The 25,987-nt window shown below is 44.8% G+C and carries 14 protein-coding genes; 6 read left to right on the top strand and 8 right to left on the bottom strand.

What is annotated here, in order from left to right:
• Positions 1-96: 96 nt before the first annotated feature.
• Together W234_RS0102150 and W234_RS0102145 are read left to right on the top strand one after the other, a co-directional pair.
• The gene (locus W234_RS0102150) at positions 97-1,635 is read left to right on the top strand and encodes an exonuclease SbcCD subunit D C-terminal domain-containing protein (protein WP_025644298.1); all 1,539 of its coding nucleotides are present in this window, start codon (positions 97-99) and stop codon (positions 1,633-1,635) included.
• A 70-nt stretch (positions 1,636-1,705) separates the two neighbouring features.
• Positions 1,706-5,626: an AAA family ATPase gene (locus W234_RS0102145; RefSeq protein WP_025644297.1), complete on the top strand. Its 3,921-nt coding sequence runs from the start codon at positions 1,706-1,708 to the stop codon at positions 5,624-5,626.
• 252 nt (positions 5,627-5,878) lie between these two features.
• On the opposite strand, the gene W234_RS0102135 is transcribed toward W234_RS0102145, so the two are convergent.
• The gene (locus W234_RS0102135) at positions 5,879-10,714 is read right to left on the bottom strand and encodes an NAD-glutamate dehydrogenase (RefSeq protein ID WP_025644296.1); all 4,836 of its coding nucleotides are present in this window, start codon (positions 10,712-10,714) and stop codon (positions 5,879-5,881) included.
• Positions 10,715-11,211: 497 nt separating this feature from the next.
• Here W234_RS0102135 and purD point away from each other — a divergent pair, with 497 nt between their 5' ends.
• On the top strand, positions 11,212-12,555 hold the full coding sequence (gene purD, locus W234_RS0102130; RefSeq protein ID WP_025644294.1) for a phosphoribosylamine--glycine ligase: 1,344 nt from the start codon (positions 11,212-11,214) through the stop codon (positions 12,553-12,555).
• Between the two features lie 166 nt (positions 12,556-12,721).
• Positions 12,722-14,116, top strand: coding sequence for an ABC1 kinase family protein (locus tag W234_RS0102125; RefSeq protein WP_025644292.1), 1,395 nt, complete (start codon positions 12,722-12,724; stop codon positions 14,114-14,116).
• Positions 14,117-14,274: 158 nt separating this feature from the next.
• Here W234_RS0102125 and W234_RS0102120 read toward each other — a convergent pair whose 3' ends face one another.
• Positions 14,275-14,937, bottom strand: a complete 663-nt coding sequence (locus W234_RS0102120) for a DUF938 domain-containing protein (protein WP_025644290.1) — start codon at positions 14,935-14,937, stop codon at positions 14,275-14,277.
• Positions 14,938-15,151: 214 nt separating this feature from the next.
• Here W234_RS0102120 and W234_RS0102115 point away from each other — a divergent pair, with 214 nt between their 5' ends.
• Positions 15,152-15,343, top strand: a complete 192-nt coding sequence (locus W234_RS0102115; RefSeq protein WP_025644288.1) for a DNA gyrase inhibitor YacG — start codon at positions 15,152-15,154, stop codon at positions 15,341-15,343.
• Between the two features lie 107 nt (positions 15,344-15,450).
• On the top strand, positions 15,451-16,632 hold the full coding sequence (locus W234_RS0102110) for an aspartate aminotransferase family protein (RefSeq protein ID WP_025644286.1): 1,182 nt from the start codon (positions 15,451-15,453) through the stop codon (positions 16,630-16,632).
• A gap of 140 nt (positions 16,633-16,772) precedes the next feature.
• On the opposite strand, the gene W234_RS0102105 is transcribed toward W234_RS0102110, so the two are convergent.
• The 6 genes from W234_RS0102105 to W234_RS0102080 all read right to left on the bottom strand — a co-directional run bounded on the left by W234_RS0102105 (position 16,773) and on the right by W234_RS0102080 (position 25,877).
• Positions 16,773-17,672 carry a LysR family transcriptional regulator gene (locus W234_RS0102105; RefSeq protein WP_025644284.1) on the bottom strand — a complete coding sequence of 300 codons (900 nt, stop codon included), beginning with the start codon at positions 17,670-17,672 and terminating at the stop codon, positions 16,773-16,775.
• A gap of 222 nt (positions 17,673-17,894) precedes the next feature.
• The gene (dnaX, locus tag W234_RS0102100; protein WP_025644282.1) at positions 17,895-19,982 is read right to left on the bottom strand and encodes a DNA polymerase III subunit gamma/tau; all 2,088 of its coding nucleotides are present in this window, start codon (positions 19,980-19,982) and stop codon (positions 17,895-17,897) included.
• 253 nt (positions 19,983-20,235) lie between these two features.
• On the bottom strand, positions 20,236-21,507 hold the full coding sequence (locus tag W234_RS0102095; RefSeq protein ID WP_025644280.1) for a hypothetical protein: 1,272 nt from the start codon (positions 21,505-21,507) through the stop codon (positions 20,236-20,238).
• 256 nt (positions 21,508-21,763) lie between these two features.
• The gene (gene lysS, locus W234_RS0102090) at positions 21,764-23,302 is read right to left on the bottom strand and encodes a lysine--tRNA ligase (protein ID WP_025644278.1); all 1,539 of its coding nucleotides are present in this window, start codon (positions 23,300-23,302) and stop codon (positions 21,764-21,766) included.
• Positions 23,303-23,456: 154 nt separating this feature from the next.
• Complete coding sequence (gene prfA, locus W234_RS0102085) at positions 23,457-24,545, bottom strand: peptide chain release factor 1 (RefSeq protein ID WP_025644276.1); 1,089 nt, start codon at positions 24,543-24,545, stop codon at positions 23,457-23,459.
• A 186-nt stretch (positions 24,546-24,731) separates the two neighbouring features.
• Complete coding sequence (locus W234_RS0102080) at positions 24,732-25,877, bottom strand: beta-ketoacyl-ACP synthase III (RefSeq protein WP_025644274.1); 1,146 nt, start codon at positions 25,875-25,877, stop codon at positions 24,732-24,734.
• Positions 25,878-25,987 lie beyond the last annotated feature (110 nt).

The raw sequence follows: 25,987 nt of genomic DNA, 5'->3' as shown, positions 1-25,987 counted from the left end.
GTTCATATTAGACCCTTCTAATCATTCAAGCACAGCAAACCTCAGCAATTCTTGCTAGAATAAAACCCTTTTTATTTATTGCTATTAAGCCTACCTATGTCCGCAGCTGATATTGTTAAAAACCCCGTTAAGCCGCTTACAATCCTGCATACCTCAGACTGGCATTTGGGGCGCAGACTGTATGGGCGAATGCGTTATGAAGAGTTTGAAGCTTTTCTAGCTTGGCTTGAGACGACCATCAGCGCGCAAAATGTCGATGTGCTTATCGTTGCCGGTGATATCTTTGACACCATGACGCCAAGCAATCGGGCGCAAGCTCTGTATTATGAATTTTTGGGCAAAGTCTCAACTTTATGCTGTGAGCATATTGTCATCGTCGCCGGCAATCACGACTCCCCAACCTTTCTCGATGCGCCAAGCCAAGTGCTCAAATTCTTAAACGTGCATGTCATCGGCACTGCTTGTGAGGACTTAAACGATGAGGTGTTAATATTAGATGATAACGACGGTAATCCGCATTGCATCATTGCCGCCGTGCCCTATCTGCGCGATCGTGATGTGCGTAGCAGCAGTGCTGGCGAGTCAGCTGATAGCAAAGATACTAATGTTGTTAAAGGCATTCGCGCGCACTACGATGAGGTCGCAAGCTTAGCCAAAGCCGCACAACAATCATTGTGCGAGAGACATCAGCGCCATATTCCTATCATCGCAACCGGTCATCTATTCGCAGCTGGTAGCAAAACCACTGAAGATGATGGCGTCCGCGATCTTTATGTCGGTAACCTCGGTCAAATATCAGCTGAGATGTTCGATGAGAGCTTCGATTATGTCGCGCTTGGGCATTTGCATGTGCCGCAGCGCGTTGGCGGACAAGAGCATATTCGCTATTCAGGCTCGCCTATCGCCATGGGCTTTGGTGAAGCCCGTCAGCAAAAGCAAGTGCTACTCGTGCAGTTTGGCGCAGGGTTGGATAGATCTATTATAGAGCCGCAAACACAAGAACCAACTCATTTGTTAGCAGAGGTCACAGTAGAACCGGTTCAAAAAGTCACTAAAAAAGCGTCCACACTTAACCATGATTTGTTTGCCGATGATCTTTTTGGTTTTGAGGATACAGACATTACGGACAATAAAGAAGATGCTCCTATTTCATCAGAAAATAATGAAATAAATGCAAACCAATCCCCACCTAATGATTATAAAGTCCTATATTCAGATGACAACAGTCATATGCAAGTCGTCTCGCTAGCTATTCCTTGCTTTCAAAAACTCGCGCAAATATCAGGCGATTTGGCCACTATTGCTAATACCATCAAAGACTTAAACCCAACGGAGTCGATATGGCTTGAGATTATTTATGATGGTGAGGACATTGTCACTGAGCTGCGTGAAGAAGTCGCTGCTATGATAGAAGGGTTGTCTTGTGAAGTATTAAAGATAAGAAATACACGCACTTATAATAAAGTGCTGAATCAAGAACAAAGCACTGAGACGCTGCAAGACCTAAATGAGCAAGATGTGTTTGAGCGCTGCCTTACGGTTAATGACGTGCCAGAGGAGCAAAAAGAATCATTATTAGACGCTTATCAGCAAATCTTGCATACGATTTATCATGATGATAGTCGGGCTGAATAAATAGCTAAATTTCTAAAAAACATCATCCATATTTTAAAATTTTGAACCATCCAAATCATAAGACTTGCTCATGCGCCTCATCGAACTGCGACTCAAAAACCTCAACTCACTCAAAGGCGAATGGCACATCGATTTCGCTGATTCTGCTTTTATTAACGAAGGCATCTTTGCCATCACCGGACAGACCGGTGCGGGCAAAACCACGATTTTAGATGCGATTTGTTTAGCGCTTTATGGCGAAACGCCAAGGATTAATAGCATTAGTAAAAGCAGTAATGAGGTGATGACTCGGCAAACAGCAGAGTGCTTTGCCGAGGTAGTCATTGATCTCAATGGTGTCCAATACCGCTGCCGCTGGGGTCAGCGCCGCGCTTATGGTAAGCCTGATGGTAATTTGCAGGACGCAACTCACGAGATAGCCTTGGTTAATACTCAAACTGACAATGAGAATAGTGACGATGAGATTTTAGAGAGTAAGCTATCACGTACTAAAGAGAAGATCGTAGCGCTTACGCGCATGGATTTTGAGCAGTTCACGCGCTCCATTTTGCTCGCGCAAGGCAGTTTTTCCGCTTTCTTAAAGGCCAAAGCGGACGCGCGCGCCGATATTTTAGAAAAGATTACAGGCACGGATATTTACGCGACGATATCGACTCATGTCTTTGAAAAGAAGCGCTCTGAGGAAGAGGTTTTAAGCAAACTACAGTATGGCTTGGATGGCTTGATTTTATTGACTACTGAAGAAGAAGCGCACATTTATGAGGAGTTAACAACGTATCAAGCAGCACAAGCCAAACAGCAACAACAGTATCAGCAAATAAGTGAGCAGATTCAGTGGTTAGAGGCGGTTGACGAGCTGCAAGGCAGGCTTGCCGCTTACCAAAGCGACTTAACTCAAGCTGAACAAGCAAAACAAGACTTCACCTCTGATGCGAAGCGCTTAGAGGCTGCGATAAAAGCGCTGGAGTTAGAGAGTCAGTTCGGTCAACTCAGTCGCAGTCGTGACACTGTGCAGCGCTTGTCCGACGAGCAGCAAACAGTAGCAGCAAAACTACCTACGCAACAGTCTGACTTACAGCAACTGCAAACTCAGCTTGACAGCATTGATCAAAACTATAAGCAGGCCCAACAAGCACTACAAGAGGGCTTGCCTAAAATCGCTAAAACCCGCGAGCTGGATGCAAGTATCAAGCAGCACAGCTATAGTCTAAATGATAGCCGCCAACGTCAAGAGTCGCTATCCGCTAATGTGCAGCGCTTAACGCAAGACATAACATCGCATCAAACCCTAGCTGCGCAAAGTGAGTCGCAGCTGGCGAGTACGGTAGAGTATCTAGAGACGCATAGCGAGCTTAATGATATCGATACTGACATAGCCACTTTTGAGAATAGCGGTCGCAGGCTTAAAACGTTACTGCAAGACAATATGACTCTAGCGGAGCAAAAAAAGGCTCTAGCGGAGCAAACCCAGCAGTACCAGCTAGACAAAGCCAAGCTTATATCACAGCAAGAGGCGCAAGAGACCTCAATTGCAGCGACTCAAAAACAATTTAATGAGTTACTACAGCAACAGCAGCAAGTGCTTGCGACCACATCATTGGCGGATCAGCGAGCTGAACAGCAGCAGATTGAACATATCATCAGTCAAATTGAGCCACTGCTATATAGCAATCAGCAGCTAAGCACGCTCACCTCTCAAATCAAAAACCTGCAATCATCGCAGCCTAGTATCAGTGACACCTTAGCGACTCTCAAAGCATCCATCGCTGATACTGAAGAAGCGATTAAAGTAGCCAAGGATAAGCGCCTAGAAAAGCAGACGCAGTTGACGCTACTCCAAAAAGTTGCGAGCCTTGAGCACTACATTGATGAGTTAGAAAACGGTCAGCCCTGCCCGCTTTGTGGCGCTTTAGAACATCCGAATGCGAATCGTACAACGGCAGATGGGCCTTCACAAATTTCAATCACTGAGCAGCAGCTCACCGACAGTAACTCAGTAATAGAAGATTTAGAGAGTGAGCTGTCACAGTATAAAATTGCCTTCGCGACTACGACCAATCAGTCGAAGGAGGAGCAACGGCATATAGTAGCCTTGATTGCTCAAGCCACTAAGCTTAGCGGCGATATTCAAGAGATGAGCAATAGCATAACGACTGACAATGAAAACTATAGTCATGCCATGTTAACTAACATCGAAGCGCTTAATGAGATTAGTCCGCTTATTGAAACGCTGAAACAGAGTCTACATTCTAAAACGGTAAACGCTGAACTCATTAATACGATCACTGAGCTATGCCATCAAGCCAAACAGCAATTGCTTGAATATAAAGAGAGAGTAAAAAAGTCTGTAACCGATTACGAGATTCTGAACGACTCCATAGCGAAGGTTGAAAAAGAATTAGCGCTTTTTGAGAAACAGCAGTATCAGCTGGCAAGCGAAATCAGCTTGCTCGATAATGATAATAAGCTCAATCAGCAAAGGCTTGATGGCTTGCAAGACAATACTAAAGCTCATTTTACCGAGCTACAAACACTTATCGCGGATGTGATCAGTATTATTAATAAATACACTGCTAGTCACTGGGCGTCTGAGCAAACTCAGCAAACAGGCCTTGAGATTCAGCTGTTACGATCGAGTATCGATGAGCAAACCGTATTAAATAATGTACAGATCGAGCAGCAGTTAGCGGTTCTGCGTCAGCATCGCACTCATATGCTGGAGTTAAAACAGAAATACAATCAAGAAAAGCAGCGGCAGCAAACCCTAACGACTGAGCTGAGTCGCTTAACTACTCAGATTGAGACCAAACAATCACAGTTAGATAAAGAGAGCACTGAGCTTGACGATTTAAGCCAGTCTATTGCCGAGCAGATAAAAGCTATCGCCGAATTACAGCAAGACAGACAAACCCTATTTGCTGATAAAAATGTCGATGCAGAGGAAGATCGGTTACGTTTAGACTTTGAACAAGCCAAAACCGCGCAGTCCTCGGTACAAAGGCACATCGATAGTGCTCAGCAGCTATTGCAAATAGCCAAGCAGCAGCAGACACGACTTTCAAGTGAGTTGTTGGCTGCAAAAAACACCTTAGAGGATCAAGAAGACATCTTTCAAGAGGCGCTAGCGAGCTCTGACTTTGCTATTGAGACGGACTTTGTCAGCGCGCGCCTATCGCAGCATGAGCGCAGCCACTTAAGCGAGCAGCAGCAGCAAATCGACTATCAGTTAAAGCAAGCAAAATCCCTACTGCAGCAGACCGAACAAGCACTTGCAGACAAACAAGATAATCCGCTCACCTTAAAGAGAAAAGACAGTCTGTTAGATGAGCAGCAGCAAGCACAAAGCGAGTCTAATCGACTAATAGAGTCGATCGGCGCGATGACGCAAAAGCTCAAAGATAACGAAGATAAAAAAGGCAGTCAGCAATCCCAGCTCAAAGCCATCGCTGAGCAAAAAAAGAATCTACAAGTTTGGCGTCAGTTAAATGAGCTGATAGGCTCGAGTAGCGGTAAAAAGTTCCGGGCGTTCGCGCAGGGCCTGACCTTTGATATTATGGTCAATCACGCCAACACCCAACTACACAAGATGAGTGATCGTTATTTGCTGGCGCGTGATGATAACAGTCCGCTTGAGCTCAATGTAATAGACAACTATCAAGGTGGCGAGATTCGCAGTACCAAGAATCTCTCAGGCGGAGAAGGCTTTATTATCAGTCTTGCTCTAGCCTTAGGTCTATCGAAGATGGCCAGTCAGAATATCCGCGTCGATTCATTGTTTTTGGATGAAGGTTTTGGTACGCTAGATGAAGAGTCGCTTGACATTGCGCTAGATACGCTAACAAGCTTGCAACAAGAAGGCAAGTTGATCGGCGTCATCTCTCATGTACAAGCGCTAAAAGAAAGGATTTTGACGCAGATTCAAGTCAAAAAACTATCCGGCGGTTTTAGCCAAATTACTGGCCAAGGCTGTTATCATATTGCAAGCTCCTAATAAAAAAGAGAATAAAATGGCTATGGTTATTAACAAAATTGCTCAGGTGTCTAGACCAATATCGCCAATAACGAAACCTCGCCATTTGCTACCGGTCACAGTTTTTGTAGTAGCTGCGATAGCAACGATGCTGATTTTTATCTCTTTATAAGCATCTGGTTGTAGTTCTCGTTAAATAACCAAACACTATTTATTAAAAAGCCACCGCTCATAAGCGGTGGCTTTTTTCTATACCATTGATGATTTGATTGTTTATTTACTGACTAGACTGCTCAGCTCGCTCATCAGCACTGACAGCGTGGACAGACTAATAACGCTATCATTGTTATCTAGCTTTTGCATCTCAGTTGTGACAGCGCTGAGTGCATTCTCATGACGTGACATCCACTCGTCAAAAGCGCCTTTGGCATCAGGCTCTGACAACAGCGCATTCATAAGCAGACGCAAACTACGTGTCAGCTCATTGACGAGCGCGTGGCGGGCACGGCGATCCCAGTAGTCTTGCTGCGGCAGAGTGGCGATATGATCCATCATCCAATCAAACTGTAGCACTTGATAAGCTTCAAAGTACAAGGATGCGATATCTTCTACTGAACGCTCATATTTTTCAGCGAGTAAGGCAGTATCTAAGGCATCAACATGATAAGGCAAGATAGCAAATAACGCCGCATCATTGTCCTCAAGGCCATCAGCGGTGAGGCTTTCCGTATCGTCTTGTAGATACTGAGCAAACTGCTGCTCAATAAAGCCGTTTGATTTGGTGAGCTGTGCGACGCTATTGCCAAAACGCTCGATCATATCAGCCACTTGCAGATCTTGTCCAAAGGCATTGATAAACCACACTACGCCGCCCTCTAAGGCATCACGTAAGCGCAGCTCAAGCTTTAATAACAGCTTGGCATCGACTTTATTATCAAGCGATTCAAGCAGTTGCCATACTGTTTTTACCTCGAACACTTCACGAGTAATCGCATAAGCACGAATGATAGTGGCGAGCGTCTGCCCTGTTTCTTCGAAGAGACGGAACAGTGCCTCGATACCCAAACGATTGACCACGCTGTTGGTCAGATAAGTGCTGATAATCTCGCGGTTTAGACGATGCTCTGTCATCTCATCGAAGAAACGTCCGACCAGCTCATCAGGGAAGTACTTACGCAACTCATTGACGAAATATGGCGCATCAGGCAAGTCCGATAATAGCAGATGATCATAGACCCACATTTTGCCATAAGCCATAACCACTGCTAGTTCAGGATTGGTCAGACCGGTATTGACTTTTTGCCGTTTGGCAATCTCTTCATCAGAGGGTAGATATTCAATCGCTCTATCAAGACGACCTTCAGACTCTAACAGCTGAATGAAGCGTTGATGATCACTCAGATTATCAGCGGCGCGTATTTGACTGAGCTCAAGCGCTTGTGGCTGAAGATAGTTTTGACGCAATACCAACTGCGCTACGGTATCAGTCATCGACTCTAACAGCTCGTTGCGCTGCTTTAAGGTCATATCGCCTTGCTCAACCACTTTACCGAGCAAGATTTTGATATTCACTTCATGATCCGAGCAGTTGACGCCGCCTGAGTTGTCGATAGCGTCAGTATAGATGCGCCCGCCCGTCTGCGCGTATTCGATACGTCCTTGCTGAGTGAAGCCTAAGTTACCGCCTTCACCGACTACTGCAGCGCGCAGCTCTCCGCCATCGACTCGCACGGCATCATTAGCGCGGTCGCCGACATCGGCATGACTCTCATTAGCGCTTTTGACATAAGTGCCGATACCGCCGTTCCAAATGAGATCGACTGGTGCTCGTAGTAAGGCACTGATAAAGTCATTAGGCGCTAAGCTATCGTCTTCAATAGCGAATATCGCTTTCATCTCAGGGGTGATGGCGATGGTTTTATCGGTACGCGCAAACACCCCGCCGCCGGCACTTATGAGCGACTTGTCGTAGTCATCCCAAGTCGAGCGCGGCGTATTAAATAAACGCTCTCGCTCGGCATAAGAGCTTTGGGGATCAGGGCTTGGATCGACAAAGATATGCAAGTGGTTAAAGGCGGCGACAAGCTTAGTATGTTTTGATTGCAGCATACCGTTACCGAAGACGTCACCACTCATATCACCGATACCAACTACCGTAAAGTCGTCGCGGTTTTGGATGTCTTGACCTAGCATACGGAAGTGGCGTTTGACCGACTCCCAGCCGCCGCGTGCCGTAATGCCCATTGCCTTGTGATCGTAACCGACTGAGCCGCCTGAAGCAAAAGCATCATCAAGCCAAAAGTTATATTCGCTAGATAGCGCGTTGGCGATATCAGAGAAGCTGGCGGTACCTTTATCAGCCGCCACTACTAAATACGGATCATCGTCATCATGACGAACAGTATTGGCTGGCGGGACAATTTGCCCATCAACGATGTTATCAGTGACGTCTAACATCCCGCGCAAAAAGGTCTGGTAGCAAGCGATACCCTCAGCTTGAAAAGCTTCGCGGCCATCTGCCATCGTTTTGGTCTTAACGATAAAGCCGCCTTTCGAGCCTACTGGTACGATAACTGCGTTTTTGACCATTTGGGCTTTGACCAGTCCAAGCACTTCAGTACGAAAATCCTCCATGCGATCCGACCAACGTAGACCGCCGCGGGCAACTTTACCGCCGCGTAGATGTACCGCCTCGACTCTTGGTGAATAGACAAATATCTCATACATCGGCTTCGGCTTCGGCAGATTAGGGATATCTGCCGCGAAAAACTTGAACGACACTCTATCTTTGCGTCCGCCCTCGCTATCGACCTGATAAAAGTTCGTACGAACCATAGCGTTGATTAAGTCTAAGTACCAACGCAGGATGCGATCTTCATCCAATCTATCAACTGCAGCCAAGTCCTCAAGGATGTTTTGCTGAATTTGCGCGGTTTTTTCCTTGCGGCTGTCCTCACTGTGCCTAGGATTCATACGCGCATCAAAGAGCTTAACTAAAGCGACACTGATAGCGTTATATTTGACGACGGTCTGCTGAATATAGCTGCTCGAGAATGGCGCTTTCGCCTGACGCATGTAACTTGAAAGCGCCCGTAAAACAACGACATCATAGGTATCTAACTCGGTAATGAGCACGAGCTCATTAAAGGGATCGCTCTCCACTCTCCCCGTCCATATTTGCTGCAGGCTATCTTCAAACTGATCGCGGACTACGCGCATATCGACGGTATCGACATGCTCGAGCGTCAGCTCATACTCTTGCATCCAGATTGGCTGCTCAGGTAGATCAAACTCATAAGTTTGAGCGGAGACTACCGATACACCAAAATTCTCTAGTACGGGTAATACCTTTGATAAAATAACAGGCTGCTGATGGCCATAAAGTTTTAGATGCAGCTGATTGCTGGCATCGCCAGTAGACTGATATAAATGCCAAATCATTGGCTCATCATCTGTCATGCTGATCAGACGCTGCAAGCGTTTAGTGTCCTCAACCGCGGTACGCGCATCAAAACGCTCTTGATAAGCAGCTGGTATAAACGCTAGAAATTGGCGCATGAGCGCATTGGCTTGTTGCTCACCGACGTTATCGAGTAGCATTTTTTGATAATGATCGCTCCATGACTGCATCAATCCGGTGAGCTCTGCTTCTAAATCGCTAGTATTAACCTCATTAACTTGTCCTGGGATTGTGCGAACATGCACATGAACGCGGGCATGATCGGATTCATTAAACTCAGTGGTAAACCCAGATGAGGTGCCACCATAAGCTTCTTTTAGCACATTTTGTACTTTAATCCGTAGCTCAGTATTGAACTTGTCTCTTGGAATATAGACTAGGCAAGAGACAAAGCGCTGATAGTGATCGACGCGGCTAAATAGACGTAGGCTCTTTTTATCTTGCAGTTGTGAGATGCCTGTCACCATCGGATACAGCTCTTCGACGCTGGCTTGAAACAAGTCGTCGCGCGGTAAGGTGTTGATGATATGAGTCATCTTATGATAGGCGTGACCGTCTTTAGGAATGGAGGTCATTGCCATGATTTTATTGGCTTTTTCGCGCAGTAGTGGAATGTTGTTGACTGTTAGTTGATACGCTTGTGAGGTCAATAGGCCGATGAAGCGGTACTCACCAATGAGTTTGCCTTGACTATCGAACTTATGAATACCCAAAAAATCCATATAGACCGGACGATGAACAGGTGAGACGTGGCTTGATTTTGATAGCATTAGTACCCTCGGGCCTGTTAGCAGCTTTTTGAGCTCTGTTGGCAATTGGCTAAAACTCTCCGACAAGCTATCTTCACTACTGCCGCGTAATAAGCCAAGGCCGCTGTTACCAATAGAGTATAGATTCAAATCCTCATTATTAACCTCATTCATCCCCTCTTTTTCTAAGCGATACTCTCGGTAGCCTAAAAATATAAAATTATCATCTAATATCCAATCCAAAAAGGCTTGAATCTCTTGCTGCGAGTAAAACACCTCAGGCAAAGTCTGTTTTGATAGCTCGTTTTTTATCTGCGTTAGGCGCTCATGCATGTGCTGCCAGTCGCCAACTACCGTATCTAGTGTATCCACCTTCTCTAGCAGCATTTGTTGTAGATCCGCCAATTCGCTATCGTCTTGATAAGCAATTTCGCATTGGATCAGTGATAGATGCGAGGTTGCGCTCTCAGTGGCGCTATCGATTTGAGTAATATGACCGTCGTCATCGCGCTCTACACTTATGATCGTATTGTAGGTGCGGTGTACGTTTATGCCTTGAGCCTCAAGACTCATCAAGATAGTATCCACCAGAAAGGGGCGATCATAGGCAACCATCTGAATGATGGTATGGGAGCTATGAAAATGCTGCTCTTCGGCAATAGGGTTTAGTATTTTTAATTGCGGTTTGTCACCTTTATAAGCCTTCAACAAGATAAAGTGGTGTAGTGCCATGCCGGCTAGATCGACATTGTCAATCTGATCAGCGATTTCGTGATGCAAAGTGCGATAGTAGCTTTGCATAAACGGCTCTACCAGTGACTTATCCTTTTGCACATAACTTGTGGCAATGTCACTGATTTGGCTAATATCCTCTTTACTGATACTCAAAGAGTTTGGCATAGCGTTTTCCTTATTATAGATTTTGTTTATCACGGTGTTTTTCGGTTTTATGTATTTTGAGCCAGTATGGTTGAATACGGCTAACGACTCAGAATGAGTAATGACGTTACTGTCTTTATTAAAGCGCTTATTTAGTGAAGTGTAACGCACCTATGCGCTCAGCTGTAGCGTTCAACATTATTTCATGCATTAAGCAGTCGTTAATAACCTTTGCTAATGAGACCACTGAGCTTAAAGTCAAGACTGAAAGATGAGCCAGTCACTACTTACTATTAGCGCTCAGCAGAGTTTATTTTTGCGTTCGCGGTGGGTTTTATACTCATAACAATTCATACAAATTATTTGTTAGAATACGCCATAGTAAATGAGGCGGGCTTGCAGAGTTATACATAAGCCATGATGCTTGATCGTCATTAAGAACTGACAATAACAACACTCAATAAACGCATTCAATAAACAACATAGTCGATTAAATCGATATAAAGGTGAAACGTATGATGAAGGTTTTGGTAATAGGTGCCGGTGGACGTGAGCATGCATTGGCTTGGCAGTGTGCCAAAGATAACAATGTTGAGACCGTTTATGTCGCACCAGGTAATGCAGGCACGGCGCTGGAGCCTAAATGCCAAAATATCGTTTTGGATAATAAAGACACTGATAATGAGCACAGCGCCGTTATAGAGTTTTGTCAATATAATGATATCGATATCGTCATCGTTGGCCCTGAGGCGCCTTTAGTGACTGGTATAATCGATGCTTGCCGCAAGGCAGGCGTGCAAGCTTGGGGGCCGACTGCTTATTGCGCGCAGCTAGAGGGCTCAAAGACCTTTGCCAAAGAGTTTATGCAAAACAACAATATTCCGACGGCAGCTTACCAAGGCTTCACGGATGCAGCCAGTGCCAAAGCTTATGTCGACGAACAAGGCGCGCCTATCGTTATCAAAGCCGATGGCCTTGCCGCAGGTAAAGGCGTTATCGTCGCTGAGACTACTGAGCAGGCCCATGTAGCTATTGATGATATGCTAGCTGATAATAAGTTTGGCGATGCCGGTAGCCGCGTGGTTATTGAGCAATTTTTGCAAGGCGAAGAAGCCAGCTTTATTTGTATGATTGATGGCGACAACATTTTGCCGATGGCCACTAGCCAAGATCATAAACGTGCCTTTGAAGGTGATACCGGCCCGAACACTGGTGGTATGGGCGCTTACTCTCCTGCACCGGTCGTCACCGATGAGGTCCATAACAAAGTTATAACGCAGGTCATTCAGCCGGTCGTTGATGCGATGAATGCCGCTGGCCACCCTTATACTGGTTTTTTATATGCAGGTTTAATGATTGATGATGCAGGCGACCCTTACGTCATTGAATTCAACTGCCGTTTTGGCGATCCAGAGACGCAGCCTATCCTGATGCGCTTGCAATCATCAATAGTAGATTTAGTGACAGCAGGGCTAGCAGGTCAGCTACCAAAAGAGGCGAATTGGGATGAGCGCCCTGCTCTAGGTATCGTTATCGCCTCAAAAGGCTATCCAGAAACGTCATCCAAAGGCGATGTAATATCAGGCCTACCTGAGCTTGACGATCAGCAGTCTGTAAAAGTATTTCATGCGGGGACTGATTTTACTAAAGAAGTAGAAAATTTAGATATCAATATCAATACTCAAAGTCATAGCGATAAAGAAATTGTCACGAATGGCGGTCGTGTTGTTTGTGTGACTTCGCTCGCTGATAGCATCTTAAATGCACAACAAGCAGCATTGAGCGTCGCAGGCGCTATTAGCTTTGAGGGTGCACATTATCGCCGTGATATTGGTTATCAAGCGATTGCTCGCGAAGACTAAAGCTAGCTCAAAATAAACAATAAATGCTTGCTGGGAAGTGGCCACACCCTTATTGTCGGCAAGGTTGTGCTGCTGTGATACAATTTTGTGCACTCGTAAGGTTTTTGACTTGCATTCATAGCGGCGCACCCACAAATCATTATTAACCTAGTGAATGATTATATTTATGGCAAATGATGTGTATAAACCTACTAATAATAAGCAGTCAATTGATAACCTAAAAACCTCTGGGTTTGAGCGTCGGATGTCTATTGCTAAGACTTCTTTGAATATTGGTCGCCGCTGGGCAGGTAATAGTGTGTCTGGCATGTTTTTGGGTAAAGAAGCTCGCTCGGCGCGCAACCAAGTGTTTATGGAAGCACAAGCTAACTATGTGGCAGAAGAGCTTGGTAAGCTTAAGGGTTCAGTAGTCAAGATCGGACAGATGCTAGCTTTGTATGGTGAGCATATTCTACCTCCTGAGATTACTCGCGCGCTACAAACCTTAAACGACGATACAGCAACCTTAGCATGGCCAGGAATTGAGCTAACTTTACGCCGTACTTTAGGCGAAAAGTTCAATGAGCTTGATATCGATCAAGTGCCTATTGGTACCGCTTCCCTCGCCCAAGTACATCGCGCTACCATAAAAGCGACTGGCGAAGAGGTGGTATTAAAGATTCAGTATCCAGGCGTTGCCGATGCTATCGACTCAGACTTAGCGCTATTCAAACGCTTGCTAAAAGTGAGTAATGCCGTACCGCAAACTCGTGCTTTAGATACTTGGTTTGAAGAGATTCGAGATCTACTGCACGTTGAGGTTGATTATAATATCGAAGCGGCGACCACTGAGCGTTTTTATGGGCGGCTACAAGATGACCCGCGTTATGCTGTGCCTAAGATATACCGCGACTTCTCAAGTCAGCGCTTATTATGTATGTCTTATGAGTCCGGCGTTCCAGTGACTTCTGTACGACTAAAAGAGTTATCTGCTGAGCGGCGTAATGCTATAGGCCAAGCAGCTATCGAGATTATGATGCAAGAGATATTTGTATGGGGCGAGATGCAAACCGACCCGAACTTTGGCAATTATCTAGTACGCATTAGCGATAGCATGGATGAGCCTGATAAGCTGGTACTGCTCGACTTTGGAGCCATTCGCCAGTTCGATTATGAGCTATTAACGATTGCTCATGGCTTATTAAAGGCGGGTTATTATCATGATCACCAAGCGATGATGAACGCTATGACAGGCTATGAGTTCTTTGATACCATGAGCCAAAAAGTCAGCTCTGATATTGCTAATATATTTTTATTAGCTACCGAGCCCTTTAGCGATACGGCAAGTAATCCAGACATCCCTACTAAAGTCTTAGATGATAATCAGCGCTATATTTGGTCCAACAGTAAGCTACACTCGCGCATCTCTGCCGCCGCTACTACTGCTATGCAGTCTTTTGAGTTTAATTTGCCACCCAAAGAGTTTATGTTTATTAGCCGTAAGTTTATTGGTGCTTATACTTTTTTAACGGTTTTGGATGCTCATACTGATTCTGATAAACTGGTTAAGCCATTTTTATAGTGCAAAAATAAGCCAGATTTTTGACCGCCCTTTTTTTAGGGGCGGTTTTTTAAGATTTATTATTATTTGCTTAGGCTATTTTATATCTACAATCTATGTGTGACAGCCTCTCCATTGACGCTATCTCTGCTTTTTTCGCCCCCTTTGTGCTAATAAAGTTAGCTCACTTGCCAAGTATCGAACCTAGTTTGATAACCCTTAGGCTTAACCATAGTCAACTGCCAACACGTCTCTTTACGAGCTAGATATTTGATCTCAAAATGCGTACGCTGACTGTTTGCCGGAACCTCTGCTCTTGTGTTGGGTAGACACCACAGCGTGCCGGCCTGCTCTTGTGCATTGGCCATGTACTGCTCTATATTAGTTGCTAACACAATCTTGCCATCGGTTTGCAAGCGTGATAGTAAGAACTCAAAGAACGGCATATTTAACCACTGCTGATTAGGGTTATGCTGCTCAGGATTGGGATAGAGTAAGTATATTTGACTGATACTGTTAGGGGCTATTGCTTGCACTATCCAAGCGATTGCGTCGGCGTGGACAGGAGTAAGGTTTGCTAACTGCTGCGTCTCAGCTATTTTAGAGAAAGCCTCAAACTTATTACGCGTACGTTCAATGGCAATCAAATGTTTATCAGGGTTTTTCTTAGCAAAGCTTAGCGCGTGCATACCCTTCCCTGCCCCGATTTCGATAACGATAGGTGGGCTACTCTTTTGCTTGTTGGTTAGTATCTCAGGTATAACAAAGTTACGCGGTTTTGATAATTTTGTAGGCTGGAAGGGTCTGCTTTGTTTATGTGATAAATGTTTTTCGTTAGTCATTATTTTCTCTTTGTGCGTGATGTATATTTTTCATAATTTCTTTTTTGCTTAGGCTATTTGAGTTCGCTGTATTATGTTATTTCTTGCTTGATTTCTCTTTAGGTTTTTTGCCTCTATTTTTGGCATTTGCGCCTTAGTCTGCGTTGTCTTTTATAAAGCACATGCTATTATAACGGCTGTTATTTATTAAAATCTAAAAAGTTGCCCTGTGCTTATGACTGACACGACTGACACTACCCCACCAAAAAGCTATCCTTGCCCGCGCTGCGGCACCCTCACAGCTTGGCAAGATAATAAATCCAAGCCTTTTTGTAGTGAGCGCTGTAAGCTCATTGACTTAGGCGCTTGGGCCAGTGAAGAATACACTTTACCCGCTGAGTCCACTCCATTTTCTGATGAATTATAACGCTAACGTTTTGTGGTCAGTATGGTAGCACCTAACAATTGAGCCCATTATTATAACAAATCACCCCAGAACCTACCCTCTCACATTTATATTTTAAGGATGTCCGTATGTCAGCGACTTATCTGATGCCTACCTATAATCGTCAACCGATAAGCTTTATGCGCGGGTCAGGCAGTTGGCTCTATACAAAGGACGATACCCCTTATTTAGATGCGCTGACCGGTATTGCCGTTTGTGGTTTAGGCCATTGTCACCCAAAAGTCACCGAAGCCATTCAGCAGCAAGCCGCCACTTTGATGCATACCAGTAACCTATTCGGTATCGATTGGCAAGAGCGCGCGGGTGAAGCGCTGTGTACAGCGGCGCAGATGGATAGCGTGTTCTTTGCTAATAGTGGCGCTGAGGCTAATGAAGCGGCACTGAAAATGGCACGACTTTATGCACATAATAAAGGCTTTAAACGCCCTAAAGTTATCGTCATGGAACACTCCTTTCATGGTCGTACCTTACTATCTTTGTCTGCCACAGCTAATCCAAAGGCACGTGAAGGCTTCTTTACTTTAGATGAGGACTTCATCCGGTTGCCGTTTGGTGATATCGAAGCTATCAGACAAGCCGCTAGCGACAATGACGAGATTTGCGCTATCTTGGTAGAGCCCATTCAAGGTGAAGGCGGCCTTAATACTGCGGCTAACGGCTTTACTTATCTAGAAGAGCTGCAAGCGGTATGTGACGCTCACGATTGGCTCTTTATGCTCGACGAAGTACAAACAGGTAATGGCCGTACTGGCAAATATTTTGCTTATCAGCACAGTAAAGCGCGTCCTGACGTATTAACCACAGCGAAAGGCTTAGGCAATGGTTTTCCGGTAGGTGCTTGCTTGGTACGTGGCCGAGCTAAAGACTTATTCGGTGCAGGCAGCCATGGCTCTACTTACGGCGGTACTCCGCTAGCAAGCCGCGTCGTCCATAGCGTGTACGAGGTGTTATCTGATAGCGGCGTAATGGACAACGCTGTGTTTGAAGGTCAGTTTATTCGCGACAGCTTAGCTAGTGAGTTGCAGCAATACGGTGTTACCACGCGCGGCGCCGGCACGATGATCGGTATCGTTTTGCCAGAAGATACGGATTGTAGTCAACTGGTTAATCTTGCTCGCGATGAGCAGCAGCTTATCATCAACGTCACTGGCGGTCATGTCATTCGTTTACTGCCGCCACTCAACATCAGCCGTTGTGAAAGCACGCAAGTGGTTGAGCGTCTGCATAATTTATTAAAACCGCGACTTTAACGCTAAGCTTTTATTGAAACCTTAAAAAACAGAATTAAAAAAAAGCCTTTAGATGACATAGCTCTAAAGGCTTTTTAACTCTATAAGCGTACTAATTAAACGAGATGGCATAGTTAAAATGATAAGCCATTCAAAGCCTATTAACTGGCATGAAAGTACTTTTTTAATACCTCTAAGCAGCGAGTAATTTTGGCAGGCTGCTGTTCGCGATTCAAGGTCACCGCGTACAGTACAAAACTTGGTAATTGATAGCCAGTTAATACTTCTACTAAGTTACCGTTTTCAAGCTCACGCTTAACATCCATCTCCATAATTCTGATGATACCATGACCCTCTTTTGCCAAAGTTAGTGCCATAAAAACGTTATTGGTATGAATACGCGAGTCCATTTTGATACGCGTTTTTTTACTGGTTTCTGTTTTTGATAGCTCAACATAGCTTGCATCTTGCATAATATCGATACAGATGAGCTGATGATCGGCTAAATCTTTTGGGCTCTCTATTTTTTTGTGCTGACGCAAGTATTGCGGTGAGGCCACTAGTAGCTGACGCACATCTGATAAAGGGTGACTGCTCAGCGCAGAGTTATCGATACTTGGGCTCATACGCACAGCGATATCGATGCGCTCATCAATCATATCCACATAGCGGTTATCTGCTAGATAGGTAATACTCAAATCATCGTGAGCTGCCATCCAAGTCGATAACGCCGGCAATATATGGTGCACGCCAAGCTCAGGCGTGGTCGCAATACGCAAGCTACCAGCCAGCTCATCGCGTAATTGATTGACCTTGATACGGCCTTGCTCAGCGGCACTCACGACATCTTTTGCTGACTCGTAAAAGCTCTCGCCCGCCTCCGTTAAGCTCAGCTTACGAGTAGATCGATGTAGTAGCACTACGCCCAGCTCATTTTCCAAAGAACGTATCTGTTGGCTGACGGCACTAGTGGTAATCCCAAGCTCCCGAGCTGAACCACTAAAAGAGCCGTGCTCGACCACACTCGCGAACACAGCCATACCGCGCAAATTATCTAACATATTGTCACCTAAACTCTTTTTTAATTTTTAATATAACTTAACCATTATAACTAATTAAAAAAACTTTACCTATCTTTAATATATCTAAAGCGTACACTTAATGAGTCGCATATTTTGATAATATGCTATATATCGATAAAATAGCATTTAGCACATTGACTAAGTTATCTTTATTTATTGAGCTTGTCTCTTGATGAGAATCATATCAGTGTATCTTCCAACTTAGGTGAGCTTCACCTTACCCATTTTGCCTTCGCCGCGCTCAGTCAAATAGCGCATCACTGGCGACGCTAATAGTAGCTCTTGTGCGCTTTGTGCTGCTTGCTCCAGTCGTAACTTCTGGCGACTTTCAGGCGTCTTGTCTGCAGTTTTCTGGGCACTATCGTCTATCTCTAAACTGATATCTGCTTGCGTAAACTGTTGTTTCAACGTCGCCGCCAGCTGCTGAAAAGTAGCTTGCAAATGCTTACTATCAATACTAGTCACAAAAGCAGATGGACCATCACACAGACCCGTCATCATACCTTGACGAGCTAAAGCGAGCTCATCTGAGGCTAGAATACCCTCTTCGCGCGCCGTCTGTAACCAGTAGTCCCACTTCTCAGGCGTCCACTCGCCGACTAATTCTTGCGGTGCACAGCGCAATAATGCTCTAGGATCATCGACTGCTAAATGAGAGGAATGTTGAATATTTTGCGAGCTGGTTTGTTGTAAGCCTTCAGTAGCTTCAAGATTAGCGCTAGGCTGTAGCTGGGCAGCAGCCTGACTCTCTTTTTCAGCAGCAGTTACTGACGAATCACTAATCTCAACCGCTGCGTTATCGAACCCTTGTTCCTGATCATGTGTTGATTGAATTTCAGGTTCAGGTTCAGGTTCAGGTTCAGGTTCAGGTTCAGGTTCAGGTTCAGGTTCAGGTTCAGGTTCAGGTTCAGGTTCAGGTTCAGGTTCACTAGAGGTTGCGATTAGTGGCTGAGCAACGTCAACAGGGTCGTCATCTATATATTGTTTTTGCTCTGACGTTGGCTCATAGTCAGACTGACTCTCAGTGTTAGTGTTTTTGAGGTCTTGCTCATCATCGCTTGGATGAAGAGCGCTCTTATGCTCGATCTCATAGGACGTTAAGTTCTGATTTGAGGTGACAATATGATCTACTGAGGGCATTGAAGCCGTCGCAGTCTCATCATCATTATTACTAGGTATCACTACTTCATCAGTCGGCAGCGGACGAAACGCCAGCAGGCGCAAAATACACATTTCAAGCGCTTGCATAGGAGTGCTCGCAAGCTTAATACCTTCACGAGCTTGCACCACAATCTCATAATACAGCTGTAATACATCAGGGCTAATACGCTGCGCTAACTCGTTGATCGTTTGCGCTTGTGTCTCATTAACGTTTAGAGCCACCTCAGGCAACAGCTGAGTCAACGCCAATTGATGTAGCAGCTCAGCCAATCCATCGAACATACTAGTAGCGTCAACCATTTGCGCGCGCATCTGCTCAATGTGTGCAGCTACTGCCGACTTGTCATGATGATAGATATCTGTTATTAAGCGCACTAAGTCTGCAGCATCAATCAAGCCAAGCATAGCGTTGACCGTCTCATCATCAAGCGCGCCTTGCCCAAAAGCAATCGCTTGATCGGTCAACGACATAGCATCACGCACTGAGCCCTTTGCCGCGCTTGCCAACTGCCAAAGCGCTGGCTGGGTGAACGCCACTTGCTCTTGAGTGAGTACCTTAGCCAAATGCTCACTAAGCAAAGTCTGCGGCAAGGGTCGAAGCACAAACTGTAAGCAGCGTGAGATGATAGTGACTGGCAGCTTTTGCGGGTCAGTGGTCGCAAGTAAAAACTTGACGTGCTCAGGTGGCTCTTCTAAGGTCTTTAATAGTGCGTTGAAGCTGTGCGTCGATAGCATATGCACTTCATCAATAAGATAAACCTTGTAGCGTCCCTGGCTTGGTGCATAAGGCACATTATCTAATAGCTCACGGGTATCCTCGACCTTGGTACGAGAGGCGGCATCTATCTCGATTAGATCAATAAAGCGGCCCTGATCGATGGCCACACAGTTGTCGCATACTCCGCAAGGTGTGCTAGTAATGCCGGTATCACAGTTTAAGCACTTTGATAAAATGCGCGCGATTGTAGTTTTACCGACACCGCGAGTACCAGTAAACAAATAAGCATGATGCAGACGGTTATAGTCAATCGCATTAATCAATGCCTGCGAGACGTGGGTTTGCCCTACAAGCTCATGGAAGTTTTTAGGGCGGTATTTTCGGGCTAAAACTTGATACTGTTGCGTCATAATAGTTGCCAATATAGCAGTGCTAAATAAGGGGTACAGAGGTTTATTACAAAAGGATGAGCTCGGTATCGATACTATTTTTCTAGTAATGCATCTTTCTAGTATCCTCTACGCCTAATGCCTGTTTTAGTCCTTCCTATTTGAAAGAATATCTGTTTTTTAGCAAAAAACTATAGAGCGTTCGAAAGTACCGATGAGTCGTTGTTTATAGTGCTTACCTAGAGCAAGTCAATGATTGAGTCAGTGACAGCTATCAAGACTGTGATTTGAGCTCAGCTAATTGCTCATATAAGCGCTGCATTTCTGCATTGATAACAGAGCCACTTTGATAGAAAATATCAATCATAACTTCAGTGTTTACGCTATCCCTAGAGTCTCTGTGCTCGACTCCAATTAAGAATAAATCTTCCATTATGGGCTCTTGTAGATGAGCGTTGAGCTCTGCTAATAAATCTTGGTAGTTGCTACGAACCTTATTGGCGCTAAGCGGGCTACTTTCGTATTGCGCGTAAAACACCAGCATATAGTGACAGCTAGAGCGGTTGTAAGAAGGCTGATGATCGATATAACCATTCCAACGCGATTGCGCATCCTTATACTTATAGTCTAATATCCGCTCGACTAAACTGGCACAAGTATAGAGAGACTCATCGACTAGTAATTCAACTTGTGCTTTGGGCAGAGGTGCTCTTGCTTCATAGTAGCGCTGCACAAGGCTATTAAAAAGCTTACACCACATGTCCGACTTTTTAATGATATCGGCTGATACTTTCTCAATAGACGCGGGTGTCGAAGCGTGCATTATCTCTAGTAAGCGTGGCTCTACCTGCTCTAATAGGTTGTTATCTACTAGCTGCTGTTGTACTTGTAGCGCTTTTTTATAAAAGTCTGATGATTGTAAAAACCCTCCCAACAATGTCGACTCATCGTCAAAAGATTGCATCGCTGTCAGATGACTTCGATGAAACTGTAAAAACGCCGTAACATCAGCAGGAGTTTGTAGTTGTCTTAATATTTTACTAAAGTTTTGCAGACTAAATATCTGTAGAATACTTTTTTCATCATCCAGATCTAATACACAATCTTCTGCAAAGAACTGACTACCGTACTCGTACTGCACATCATGTAACGAGCTATTGGCTTGGGCGCGGCTTTGATTATTTGAATGCTTAATCGCCAAGGACGTTAAACCGATAAAGTATACGGCTTTGTCTGCATTAGCAGGACTTTGCCTATCAATCAGACTATGGTTGCTTGAGTAGACCTGCGCATGGCGCTTCATCAACTGATTAACGACATCCTTTCTCCAAACTCTTACCTGCGAGGCGTCTATATCGTACTGACTGACCTCAGCGATGACTTCATTCACCAATACATAAAGCACCGCTTCGGAGAATTCAAAAACAAAGTCATAGCCTTGAAAATAGTCCCTACTAGTCGTGTTTTTAGCACTGATTTGATATAAAGATAAAAAGCTTTGAAGAATCAGAGTTTGCCAAGGTGAAGCGCTATGCGAATTTTCCATAATATTCCTATAAATAATATTCCTATAAATGATATCCCTATAAATAACATCCTTAAAATCGCTACTTGTGACTGCTGCTTGTAACTAAGGAGCATAAGGTAGTATCGAATACATTCCTAAATGACTAATCACAAGCACTTCTTAGAAACTAAATTTTAGAAACTAACGATTATTATATCGTTAATTAAACCTTATAGTAGATTAATGTCTAATAAGCAACGCGTTACGCACCTAACTTCACGGGCTTTATCTCAGACTAGTCTTCGATTTTGCGGCGCATATGCGGGAACAGTATTACATCCCGAATGCTAGCTGAGTCGGTAAATAGCATCACTAAACGATCGATACCAATACCCTCGCCTGCCGTTGGCGGTAAACCATAGGATAAAGCTTCTATATACTCTTCATCAAAATGCATCGCCTCATCATCGCCCGCGTCTTTTTCAGCGACTTGACCACGGAAACGTTCCGCCTGATCAGCAGGATCGTTCAGCTCGCTAAAACCGTTCGCCAATTCTCGGCCACCGATAAACAGCTCAAAGCGGTCAGTAATCTCAGGGTTGTCATCATTACGGCGTGCCAGCGGTGAGGTCTCTGCTGGATATTCAGTAATGAAAGTCGGCTGACGCAATTGATGCTCAGCAGTTTCTTCAAAGACGATAGTTTTGAGTTTACCAACACCAAAGACGTCATTTACCGGTTGTTTTAACGTATTTTCGACATAGTCAGCCAGATAGTCACGATCATCGATACGAGCCATATCAAAGCCTTCGGCATATTGAGCAATCGCATCAGACATCGATAAGCGCGCAAACGGTGCTTTGAGACTAATGGCTTCGTCTTGATAAGTCAGCTCAGTAGTACCCAAAATATCAATCGCTAACTTATGGAATAAACGCTCGGTCAAATCCATTAGATCATGATAATCAGCATAAGCTTGATAAAATTCAATCATGGTGAATTCAGGATTATGACGAGTCGATACGCCTTCATTACGAAAACTGCGGTTAATCTCAAAGACTTTTTCAAAACCGCCAACGACTAGGCGCTTGAGATATAACTCTGGAGCGATACGTAGATATAATGGCATATCTAAAGCATTATGATGAGTCTCAAACGGACGGGCTACTGCGCCGCCTGGTATCGGATGCATCATTGGCGTCTCAACTTCCATAAAACGCTCATTCAGCATAAACTGGCGGATACCACTAATCACTTGGCTGCGAATCATAAAAGTATCGCGCGTCGACTCATTGGTCATCAAGTCTAAATGACGATTACGGTACCGCGCTTCAATATCAGCGAGACCGTGAAATTTATTCGGCATTGGTCGTAGCGCTTTGGTAAGTAGAGTAAACTCTTCGATATGTACATAAAGATCGCCTTTACCTGAGCGGCCGATATAGCCTGACACCCCAACGATATCACCTAGATCTAGTGATTTTATGCGGGCGCGCGTCTCCTCATCTAGCTCTTTACGAGCGACATAAAGCTGAATGCGGCCTGTCATATCTTGAATAACAATAAACGAGCCACGGTTGAGCATGACGCGTCCTGCAACATTCACTTGCGTCTTCTCTCCATTCGCCGCTTTTTCTTCTATTTCTTGCTTATCAATGCCTTCAAAGGCCGTTTGCAAATCTTGTGCATAGTCAGTGCGCTTAAACTGATTGGGATAAGGGGTCTTACCAGAAGCGCTAATATCATCAAGCTTAGCTTGCAGTTGCGCGATAAGTTCGTTAGCTTCCTCAGCAGTAGGCGCTTGTTCTTGTTGGTTTTGATTATTTTTTGACATAACATTCTCAAATTTGATGGGTTTTGTTCTTGTTGGACACTTCTAACACTATGACACTAGATTAAAACGGTTAAGTTAAAAAGCACTGCTTGAAAAACACTAGGATAAAACCTAGCCTGCGCTTATCACTTAGCTTATAGACAATAGGATGGTACTACTCACCGCCAATACTCGCCATCAGATCAGCCTGATGCTCGCGTAGTAGCGCATCTAAAAGCTCATCTAAATCACCTTCCATGATGGAGTCTAGCTTATAAAGGGTCAAGTTAATACGGTGATCGGTCATGCGCCCTTGCGGGAAGTTATAAGTACGAATGCGCTCACTACGATCGCCACTACCAACAAGGTCGCGGCGCATCTCATCTGCCGTATCGACCTGTGCTTGTACTTTGGCTTGCTGAATACGTGAGATCAGCATTTGCATCGCTTTAGCGCGGTTTTTATGTTGGCTTCGCTCTTGCTGACACTCGGCGACTACCCCAGTAGGAATATGAGTTAAGCGTACTGCTGAATCAGTAGTGTTAACGTGCTGACCACCGGCGCCGCTAGCTCGGAACGTATCCATCTTAATATCCGCTGGATTAAGATCGACACTGTCATCAATCTCAACCTCTGGCATCACTGCTACCGTACACGCTGAGGTATGCACTCGGCCTTGGCTTTCGGTCTCAGGTACTCGCTGTACACGGTGCGCGCCTGATTCAAACTTTAGACGACCATAGACACTATTGCCTGATATGCGGCTAATGATTTCTTTATAACCGCCATGCTCACCTTCATTAGCAGACAGCACTTCGACAGTCCAGCCTTGATTTTGTGCGTATTTTTGGTACATGCGAAACAGATCGCCTGAGAATATAGCCGCTTCATCACCGCCAGTACCAGCGCGAATCTCTAGGAACGCGGGCACTTTGTCATTAGGGTCTTTTGGTAGCATCATGACGTTGAGATCTTCTTCCATCTTGGCGATGGCGGCGCGAGCACTATCAATCTCATCTTGCATCATCTCTTTCATTTCAGGGTCTGATGCATCCTCAAGCATCATTTGCGCATCAGCTTGATCCGTTTCAGCACGGCCATAATTGAGCCACAAAGTCGTAATTTCCATCAAGTCGCTATGCTCAACCGACAGCTCACGGAATTTATTATTATCGCTGATGACATCAGGGTCAGATAATAAAGCGGTGACCTCTTCATAACGGTCTACCATTTGGTCTAAACGCAGGCGTAAGGATTCTTTCATAAAAGATCTTTTTATTAGCTAAGTAAAATAAGAGAGCAATTATAGCAAATTTTTACCCTTATATTAAAAACACTCAGTAATCTTCTTGTTTAAAGCTAAAACCAAAAAAAATAGCTAAGAGTGCTCTTAGCTATTTTTAAGAATATAAGTACTAAACTGAGTAGGCTTACTAAGCTTAATTACGTTTTACACTTTACGCACCAGTACCGAACCGATTGAGTAACCAGCGCCAAACGAGCAGATGACGCCCAAATCGCCCGATTGTAGCTGATCTTTATAGCGGTGGAAAACAATCATCGGGCTTGCTGAGCTGGTATTAGCAAATTCATCGATAACACTTGGCACGATGGCTTTGTCCGCATCACGCCCAACGACAGTACGCAAGATTAAATCAAGCATATTGGCATTGGCTTGGTGGAGCCACATCATCTTCACATCATCCGCTGATAGCTCGTTTTCTGTTAGATGTTCGGTGATAATCTCCGACACTTTCGGACAAACTTCACGGAAGACTTTACGACCGTTTTGCAAAAACAGCTTATCTGTAACCGGTGCTTTAAGATCTGGATACATCTCAGTCTCAGCCGCCAAGTACTCGGAGCGATCCATAAAGCCGTATTCGTTTTTGATGTTGGTTGAGAACTGGGTAAATAGCTTAGAATTTAGAATCTCATAGCCTTTAGGGGTGTCTAACTCCTCAACAATACTAGCGGTTGCCACATCACCAAAGATAAAGTGGCTGTCACGGTTACGCCAGTTCAGATGCGCTGAGGTAATCTCGACGTTGACGACGGCGACGCGCTTAGCCAGTCCTGAGATAATTGAGCCGTGCGCTTGTGACAGACCAAAAGTAGCAGCGCTACAAGCGACGTTCATGTCATAAGCGAAACCGCCTACCATGCCGATAGCGTTTTGAATCTCGATGGCGACGGCAGGATAAGTGCGCTGAAAGTTCGAACAGGCTAGAATAATACCGTCTAGATCATTCGCCTCAAGTCCAGCGTCCGCTAGGGCATCATTCAATGCCGCCACGCCCATCTCTGCCATAACCGATAGCTCTTCGCCAAGCTTACGATAAGGGATAACGGGCGCCATGATCTCAGGGTTAAGGATGCCATCTTTTTCCATCACATAACGGGATTTGATGCCTGAGACTTTTTCGATGAATGCAGCCGATGAAGGCTCAAGGGCCGTGATAGTGTCATTAGCAATCTCGTCAGCATGTTGCTCGTTGTAGTTCTCTACATACTGGTTAAAGGACTCAACTAGCTCTTCATTACTAATGCTATAGGGAGGGATATACAGGCCAGTGCCGGTGATACAAGTCGTCATGATAAGCTTCCTTGTCTACTACTAGGTGTCTTTGATAAGCGTAAAATGGGTAAAATAAGAAGTGGCTGTTGCATAACTCTTATTTCAGTGAATAACTGTAAACTAAAACG

It is taken from the genome of Psychrobacter sp. TB15 (genome assembly GCF_000511655.1).
Lineage (GTDB): Bacteria > Pseudomonadota > Gammaproteobacteria > Pseudomonadales > Moraxellaceae > Psychrobacter > Psychrobacter submarinus.
Note: the sequence above shows the minus strand (reverse complement) of the source record. Positions and strands in the feature narration are given on the sequence as shown.

Excerpts from the sequence above, each read along its gene's own strand:
- W234_RS0102120 (WP_025644290.1), bottom strand. The coding sequence starts at position 14,937 with ATGACTAACGAAAAACATTTATCACATAAACAAAGCAGACCCTTCCAG.
- W234_RS0102115 (WP_025644288.1), top strand. The coding sequence starts at position 15,152 with ATGACTGACACGACTGACACTACCCCACCAAAAAGCTATCCTTGCCCG.
- W234_RS0102150 (WP_025644298.1), top strand. The coding sequence starts at position 97 with ATGTCCGCAGCTGATATTGTTAAAAACCCCGTTAAGCCGCTTACAATC.
- W234_RS0102105 (WP_025644284.1), bottom strand. The coding sequence starts at position 17,672 with ATGTTAGATAATTTGCGCGGTATGGCTGTGTTCGCGAGTGTGGTCGAG.
- W234_RS0102135 (WP_025644296.1), bottom strand. The coding sequence starts at position 10,714 with ATGCCAAACTCTTTGAGTATCAGTAAAGAGGATATTAGCCAAATCAGT.
- dnaX (WP_025644282.1), bottom strand. The coding sequence starts at position 19,982 with ATGACGCAACAGTATCAAGTTTTAGCCCGAAAATACCGCCCTAAAAAC.
- lysS (WP_025644278.1), bottom strand. The coding sequence starts at position 23,302 with ATGTCAAAAAATAATCAAAACCAACAAGAACAAGCGCCTACTGCTGAG.
- W234_RS0102145 (WP_025644297.1), top strand. The coding sequence starts at position 1,706 with ATGCGCCTCATCGAACTGCGACTCAAAAACCTCAACTCACTCAAAGGC.
- W234_RS0102095 (WP_025644280.1), bottom strand. The coding sequence starts at position 21,507 with ATGGAAAATTCGCATAGCGCTTCACCTTGGCAAACTCTGATTCTTCAA.
- prfA (WP_025644276.1), bottom strand. The coding sequence starts at position 24,545 with ATGAAAGAATCCTTACGCCTGCGTTTAGACCAAATGGTAGACCGTTAT.
- W234_RS0102125 (WP_025644292.1), top strand. The coding sequence starts at position 12,722 with ATGGCAAATGATGTGTATAAACCTACTAATAATAAGCAGTCAATTGAT.
- W234_RS0102110 (WP_025644286.1), top strand. The coding sequence starts at position 15,451 with ATGTCAGCGACTTATCTGATGCCTACCTATAATCGTCAACCGATAAGC.
- purD (WP_025644294.1), top strand. The coding sequence starts at position 11,212 with ATGAAGGTTTTGGTAATAGGTGCCGGTGGACGTGAGCATGCATTGGCT.
- W234_RS0102080 (WP_025644274.1), bottom strand. The coding sequence starts at position 25,877 with ATGACGACTTGTATCACCGGCACTGGCCTGTATATCCCTCCCTATAGC.